The sequence below is a fragment of the Paracoccus thiocyanatus genome, from assembly GCF_900156255.1.
Classification (GTDB): Bacteria; Pseudomonadota; Alphaproteobacteria; order Rhodobacterales; family Rhodobacteraceae; genus Paracoccus; species Paracoccus thiocyanatus.
Window position 1 is genome coordinate 1 of record NZ_FTMK01000046.1, and the last position, 6,937, is coordinate 6,937.

Genomic DNA, 6,937 nt, shown 5'->3' on the forward strand with positions numbered 1-6,937 from the left:
CGTCAGCCGCCGCCTATGTGCCACTGAGCTTCGATCCGGGTGAAGCCTACCAGTTCGACTGGAGTCACGAGGTCGTTCTGATCGACGGCGTGACCACCACGGTGAAGGTGGCTCACGTCCGGCTTTGTCATAGCCGGATGCTGTTCGTCCGGGCCTACCCGCGAGAGACGCAGGAAATGGTGTTCGATGCCCATGACAAGGCCTTTGCCTTCTTCGGCGGCGCCTGTGCGCGTGGGATCTACGACAACATGAAGACGGCGGTGGACACGATCTTCGTCGGCCGCGACCGCGCGTATAATCGCCGGTTCCAGCAGATGTGCGGACACTACCTTGTCGATCCCGTCGCCTGGGCCAGGCCGCGGCCGAGACCGAGGCGCGGATCCTCATCACCCTCCTGGAGGCGGGCAGCGGGAACGGGCCGACGATGTCGGACGGCAAGACGCTGTTCCACGCCGACCATGGCAACAAGGCGGGCACCGGTGCGGTGATCTCCGACGCCACGCTCTCGGCCGCCCGGCTGGCGCTGCGGACCCAGAAGGGCATCGAGGACCGCACGATCCGCGTGACGCCCCGCAACCTGCTGGTGCCACCCGCGCTGGAGACCACCGCCGAGAAGTGGCTGGCCAGCATCGCACCGGCGACGGCGGCCGATGTGAACCCGTTCTCCGGATCGCTCTCGCTGGTGGTCGAGCCGCGCCTCAGTTCGGCCACCCGCTGGTACGTCACGGCCGACCCCGGCGAGATCGACGGGCTGGAGTTCGCCTATCTCTCGGGCGCGGAGGGCCCGCAGGTAGAAAGCCGCTCGGGCTGGGACGTCGACGGCGTGGAGATCCGGGTGATCCTCGATTTCGGGGCCGGGTTCATCGACCATCGGGGCTGGTTCATGAACGCGGGCGCGTAGGCCGCCACTTCGAGGAGGTCGATCAACAGGTCGGGAATGTTCCCGATCATCGAGCGGCTGATGTAGTCGATCCTCAGATTGACGTTCTTGCCGGGCTCGCTGACGTTCATCGCGAGCGCATCGGCCTCGGATGCCTGCGGCACGCCGCATTCGATCAGGCATCGTTTCACTTTGGCCCCTTCCTGTTTTTGAGTTCGTTCCCAATCTTCTCGACGGCGAAGGCCGAGAAGCGGCGGGCACCATCCCTCGATATGTCCTTGCCGTCCCGGTACTGGTTCTTGCCAAGCCAGTCCCTAGCGAAGGCGCGCATGATCAGCGCAGCCTCGATGCAGTGACGGCGTATCGCGGAATTGTAGGTCGCGAGATCATGGACAGACCGCGCGACGCGATCGGCGCCAACGAGCTTGTGCAAGGTTCGATCGACGTAATAGTGGATGACGCGTTCCACGATGTTCGCGTGGAAATGGTGGGCCAGGGCGCCGAATTTCTCCGGTGACCTCAGCGCCGCCACTGAAGCCTGCACATCGGCAGCAGTTGGGGACCACATCGGCATGCCCGCCTCCACGGCCTCAGCGAGCGCGGCGGCTCCCGCCTCGCGGGCGATGTCGCCAAGGTCCGTCGCTCCCGCATGGACACGCCGTTGCACGCGCTCAAGTGCGCTGTTGTAGGCGACCATCAGTTCAGTCACCGAAGTCGGCGGTCGCGCTCCCATGCCAATGTCGGCGAGGGCTGCCCCGAAATCCTTCGACGCAGCGGCCTGCGGCAACCTGATGAGCAGCCACAACGCTTCCACAAAGACAGGGTCCCTCAGCGCGTGCTTCAGCGCGTCCCGACTGACTTCGGTCACCTGTTCCACCAGCGGCGCGGTGGGTGCGCCACCGGTCACCAGATACCTGACGATGTCCGGCAGGTATCGGTGGGTGGGGAGTTTTCCGAGGCGCTGATGTCCCATCGCGCCACCGGTTCAGAGGGTGCGCCCGGACCGGATCTGGCGCGGACAGAGGGAATGAGCACTCGACAAGAAAAGGAACCTTCCGTTAGAACCACGACAAAGAAAGGAACATGCGATATCCTTTCTCAGGCAGCCTGCCAAGGAAAGGATCCTTTTTCAACCATGGCGTTATCACCGGAGCCATCACGGTTGGGTCAGCGCGTGGCCATCTCGACCGCAGGCGAACGCGCAGAGGCGTTCGTGCCGCCCCCCTTGCCGCCGGCCCCGCCGGTGAGGATGGATCGGCTCTACCGTCAGCTCGAGCGCGCGAACCGCGCGATCGGCCGGCTGGATGGCGTGACCTCCATCCTGCCCGACACCCCGCTCTTCCTCTACATGTACGTCCGCAAAGAGGCGCTGCTGTCCTCGCAGATCGAGGGCACGCAGTCGTCGCTCTCCGACCTGCTGCTATTCGAGAGCGAGGAAGCGCCGGGTGTCCCGCTCGACGACGTGCAGGAGGTTTCCAACTACGTCGCCGCCATGAACCATGGCCTCGACCGGATCCGCGAGGGCTTTCCGCTTTCCCTGCGCCTGATCCGGGAAATCCACGCCATCCTTCTCGAAAAGGGACGCGGGAGCACGAAGCAGCCGGGAGAGTTCCGACGTTCGCAGAACTGGATCGGCGGAACGCGGCCGGGCAATGCGCTCTTCGTGCCGCCACCCCCCGAGAACGTCCTCGACCTCATGTCGGACCTGGAGGCGTTCATCCATACCGACACGCCGGAGATGCCGACCCTCATCAAGGCCGGGCTCGTCCATGTGCAGTTCGAGACCATCCATCCGTTCCTCGACGGAAACGGACGCCTCGGCCGCCTGCTGATCACCTTCCTGCTCTGCACGCAGGGCATCCTGAAGGAGCCGATCCTCTATCTCAGCCTCTACTTCAAGACGCATCGCCGCCAGTATTACGACTTGCTGCAACAGGTCCGCGAGAATGGCGACTGGGAGACATGGCTGGAGTTCTTCCTCGACGGCATCGCCGAGACATCCTTGCAGGCGTCCGAGGCGGCGCGCGAGATCCTCGCTCTGTTCGAAGCCGATCGGCACCGGATCGAGGATCTCGGACGCCCGGCCGCATCCGCCCTCCGGGTTCACCAGCTGCTTCAGCAGAAGCCGATCATCGGCATTCCCGCGGCGGCGCAGCGGCTGAGCATCTCGCCCCCGACAATTGCGAAGTCGATCCAGCATCTGGAGGATCTCGGCATCGTGCGGGAGGTGACCGGGAAGCAGCGTGGCCGGATGTATGTCTACAGCGACTACTTGAGCATCCTCAGCCGAGGAACTGAACCATTGCGGTGAAACGATCACCTCCATTTAGAACCTCCAAAACTGCGATCTGTGAATGACGAAAGAGCACGAATTCAAGACATGGCTCGAGCAAGGCGGAGCCCAGACAGAAGCGGGCCGCAATTCGCGGGCTTACGCGATCCGAACCATTGAGCGGAACCTTTCGGCGCTTGGAATGCCGCATCGGGATCTCGACGAGGCATGGGAAGCCGACAGGTTCGAGGCGCTGCGAGAGCGTCTGCGCAAAATTCGGGAGGATGCCCGAACAGGCGGTCAGGACTACCGAATCCTCATGCCGGACTCCGACAATCCCCACAACAGGCTCTCCAACTGGGGTAGCTGGTTGGGGCAGTACGGGCGGTTCCTGGCGGGTGACCCTCCGGGAGCGGCCAAGGACGCTGATCGGATACGGCAATACATACTCGAGCACTACATCGAGCCCGCGCGTGAGGAAGGTCGCGACCACGTCGACGTGCTCGTCCGCGACGTGAACGAAGCACTTGGGCTCAAGGAGGCCTGGCCGAATATCTGCCAAGCTCTGGCCGGACGGATATTCCAGGACATGGCGCAGCTCCCAGAGCCTGAACGGATCGGGGCCGACCAAAGCTCAGCCACGGTGTTCCGCTTCAAGCTTGATGAGACTGTTCAGTCCGATGGAAGCCGCCCCTTCGTCCTTTTCGATGCGACGGGGGCCCCCTTTCAGCCTGTCAGGAACTACAACCGCAGCAGCGGCGTATCGGCATTTCGGATCAAGCCGCGAGGCGCCGGGAACAAGGCGGATGAGGCTATCGAGACGGAGGACATCGTCGATGTCGCACGGGCGATGCTCGTCGACGGCCTCGCGTCACGCGTCAAGGCGATCGCCGGCGGACCCGTCAATTACCTGACCTACGGCGGCGACAAGCTTGTTCGCTATGAGCTCTCTCCGGAGATTGCTCAGGCAATCGGTGTTCCCCCACGTGGCGGCGTGAATGGAACGAGCAGTGCTGACGACGGTCGCGCGACTGACGCCAAGATCCAGAAGGGATTCACCCCCATGAACCTCATTCTCTACGGGCCACCCGGCACCGGGAAAACCTTTTCCACTGCGGCCGAGGCAGTGCGGCTGTGCGGTGAGCCGGTGCCGCAGGATCGGGCCGAGCTCATGGCGGTCTACCAGAGGCTCGTGGCGGCCGGGCGCGTCGAGTTCGTCACATTCCACCAGTCGATGGCCTACGAGGATTTTGTCGAAGGTCGGCAGCCCATGACCGGGGCGGACGGCGAAGGTGAGGCGGAGTCGGCTGGCTTCCGGCTCGAAACGGTCCACGGGATATTCAGGCGGATCGCGAAGCGCGCGGAGACCAGCCGTGGGCGCTCATCGGGCGATGACATGATCAGGCTGGAGGACCGCCAGGTCTTCAAGATGTCGATCGGCGAAGCGAACAACCCCGAGGACGCCCACTTGTTCGAGGAAGCGATAGAGGGCGGTTACACGCTCCTCGGCTTCGACGACATCGACTGGAGCGATGAGAAGTACGCCAGCCGGGAGGCGATTTTCGAAGCCTGCAAGGACCACCGAGACGGCAGCGGCGACATAGATTCAAGATCCGGATGGGTGCAGATGCCCTTTCGATTCCGGAACTGGGTCCGGCACGGCGACATCGTGATCGTATCGAAGGGAAACCAGCAGTTCCGTGCCATCGGGGAGTTCGTCGGCGATTACGAGTTCAAGCCACGGCCGGAAGGGGGCTATGCCCACCGTCGCGCGGTGCGATGGCTCTGGCTGGATCGTGACGGGGTAGCGGTCAGCGAGATCTACAGCCGCGGCTTCATGCAGCAGTCGATTTATCTGCTCTACGACAGCGAGCTCAATATTCCGGCGCTCGAGCGCTACATGAACAGTCAGAGGAACGACGGGGGTGACGAGCCCGATCAGTTCGTTCTGATTATCGACGAGATCAACCGGGCGAACATTTCCAAGGTTTTCGGCGAACTGATCACCCTTCTCGAGGCCGACAAGCGGCTCAACCAGCCGAATGCGGTACGGGTTCGCTTGCCCTATTCCGGGGACGAATTCGGCGTGCCGTCCAACCTGCACATCCTCGGCACCATGAACACCGCCGACCGGTCGATCGCGCTTCTCGACACTGCACTCCGGCGGCGGTTCACCTTCCGTGAAATGATGCCTGATGCATCCATCCTCAAAGACGCTGGCCAGAAATGCGGGATCGACCTGCCGCGACTTCTCGCCACGATCAACGAGCGGATCGAGTATCTCTACGACCGCGAACACCAGATCGGACACGCCTACTTCACTGCGTGCAGTTCGCAAGCAGATGTCGACGAGGTCATGCGCCACAAGGTCATCCCGCTCCTCGCGGAATACTTCTTCGAAGACTGGGCCAAGATCGCGGCCGTGCTCGGCGACCTGGAACCGGGTGAGGGTTCGATCACCGGTGGCTTTCTCAAGCGTACGGTCCTGAACCCGCCTCCGGGCCTCGAGGACGGCGATGCTGTCGCCCGGTTTCGCTGGCAGGTTCGATCCGTCGATGAGGGCTTCGACTACAGCAAGTTGGTCGGGACATGATCCGCCGCACGATCCGCGAGTGGGAGCGCATCGCCTACGGGTCCGGCGACACCGAGATCCCGGAGACGCAGGCTGATCGGCTTGCCGCGGTTGCGAGGACATCGACCTTCTCCGGGCGCGGGGGTGAGGGTGTTCTGGAACACGGGCGGAAGGGGCTCCGAGCACGTGGAGTCGTCGGCGTCATTGCCACCCCCGACTGCCAACTTGAGATTCTCCCAAAAATCGAAGGGGGCGGCGAGAGCGGGGTGTCGGATGCGGTACTCAGGCAGCGCCTCATCCACATGCTTGCGGTGACCTACGATCTGCCAATCGAAGCCGGCGCGATGACGCAGCTTGGCTGGCAGCGCGAGACCGTGCTCGAACTTCTGATCCGTCTGTTCTGTGTGAAGCTCACCGACGCGGTCCGCCAAGGGATGCCGCGCCACTACCTCGAACACGAAGACGACTTGCCTGCGCTTCGGGGACGCCTGGACGTGACACGGCAGTTCTCGACGCTCGCGGTCTCGCCACAAAAGCTCGCATGCCGTTTCGATGCTCTATCGCCGGACATTGCCCTGAATCAGGTCATGCGGGCGGCGGTCAGCAAGCTGTCGCGTCTGTCCGGTGCTCCGGATAACCAGCGCGCGCTGCGCGAGCTGAGCTTCGTGTATGCCGACGTAGCCGACGTTCCTCCCAACGCCCTCCGCTGGGACCGGATCCTCCTGGACCGCACCAATCGTCGTTGGCGGGATCTCCTGTCTCTCGCACGCCTCTTTCTATCGGACCGGCACCAGCAGACGAGCGCGGGAACCATCGACGGTCACGCGCTGCTCTTCGAGATGAACGTCTTGTTCGAAGCATACATCGAACGGACCCTGTCGCGTGCTCTGGCCGGCACGGGCTTCCGTGTGTCGTCGCAAGGCGGCCATCGGGATTGTCTCTACGAAGGCGAGACCGGCCGCTTCCGCACAAGGCCCGACCTCATCGTCCGGGAGGGCGAGAAGATAGCGCTGATCATCGACACGAAGTGGAAGCGCATGACGCCACGGATCGACGATCCAAAGCAGGGGGTCAGCCAGGCGGACGTCTACCAGCTGATGGCATATGGCAGGCTCTACGACTGCCCGAACGTCGTACTGCTATATCCCCATCATGGTAAGCGCGACGCCGATCCCCTCCTGCCATTTTTGAGTTGATGCCTTCATTCTCCACG

5 protein-coding genes and 1 pseudogene are annotated in these 6,937 nt (G+C 63.2%); 5 read left to right on the plus strand and 1 reads right to left on the minus strand.

Features of this window, described 5'->3' with window-relative positions; genetic code table 11:
• Positions 1-347: pseudogene (locus F3H32_RS17350) on the plus strand (DDE-type integrase/transposase/recombinase); the annotation flags it as partial.
• Positions 317-901, plus strand: a complete 585-nt coding sequence (locus F3H32_RS17355) for a phage major capsid protein (protein WP_449406410.1) — start codon at positions 317-319, stop codon at positions 899-901. The pseudogene F3H32_RS17350 and the gene F3H32_RS17355, both read left to right, overlap by 31 nt.
• 166 nt (positions 902-1,067) lie before the next feature.
• On the opposite strand, the gene F3H32_RS17360 is transcribed toward F3H32_RS17355, so the two are convergent.
• Positions 1,068-1,853 carry a hypothetical protein gene (locus F3H32_RS17360; RefSeq protein WP_149766909.1) on the minus strand — a complete coding sequence of 262 codons (786 nt, stop codon included), beginning with the start codon at positions 1,851-1,853 and terminating at the stop codon, positions 1,068-1,070.
• Between the two features lie 201 nt (positions 1,854-2,054).
• Here F3H32_RS17360 and F3H32_RS17365 point away from each other — a divergent pair, with 201 nt between their 5' ends.
• The 3 genes from F3H32_RS17365 to F3H32_RS17375 are packed head-to-tail and all read left to right on the plus strand — an operon-like array spanning position 2,055 to position 6,920.
• Positions 2,055-3,191 carry a Fic family protein gene (locus F3H32_RS17365; protein ID WP_223191530.1) on the plus strand — a complete coding sequence of 379 codons (1,137 nt, stop codon included), beginning with the start codon at positions 2,055-2,057 and terminating at the stop codon, positions 3,189-3,191.
• Between the two features lie 43 nt (positions 3,192-3,234).
• A complete protein-coding gene (locus tag F3H32_RS17370) occupies positions 3,235-5,745 on the plus strand; it encodes an AAA family ATPase (RefSeq protein ID WP_149766910.1) in 2,511 nt (836 codons plus the stop codon).
• Positions 5,742-6,920: an McrC family protein gene (locus tag F3H32_RS17375; RefSeq protein ID WP_149766911.1), complete on the plus strand. Its 1,179-nt coding sequence runs from the start codon at positions 5,742-5,744 to the stop codon at positions 6,918-6,920. The genes F3H32_RS17370 and F3H32_RS17375 overlap by 4 nt, the downstream gene beginning before the upstream one ends.
• Positions 6,921-6,937 lie beyond the last annotated feature (17 nt).

Excerpts from the sequence above, each read along its gene's own strand:
- F3H32_RS17360 (WP_149766909.1), bottom strand. The coding sequence starts at position 1,853 with ATGGGACATCAGCGCCTCGGAAAACTCCCCACCCACCGATACCTGCCG.
- F3H32_RS17370 (WP_149766910.1), top strand. The coding sequence starts at position 3,235 with ATGACGAAAGAGCACGAATTCAAGACATGGCTCGAGCAAGGCGGAGCC.
- F3H32_RS17375 (WP_149766911.1), top strand. The coding sequence starts at position 5,742 with ATGATCCGCCGCACGATCCGCGAGTGGGAGCGCATCGCCTACGGGTCC.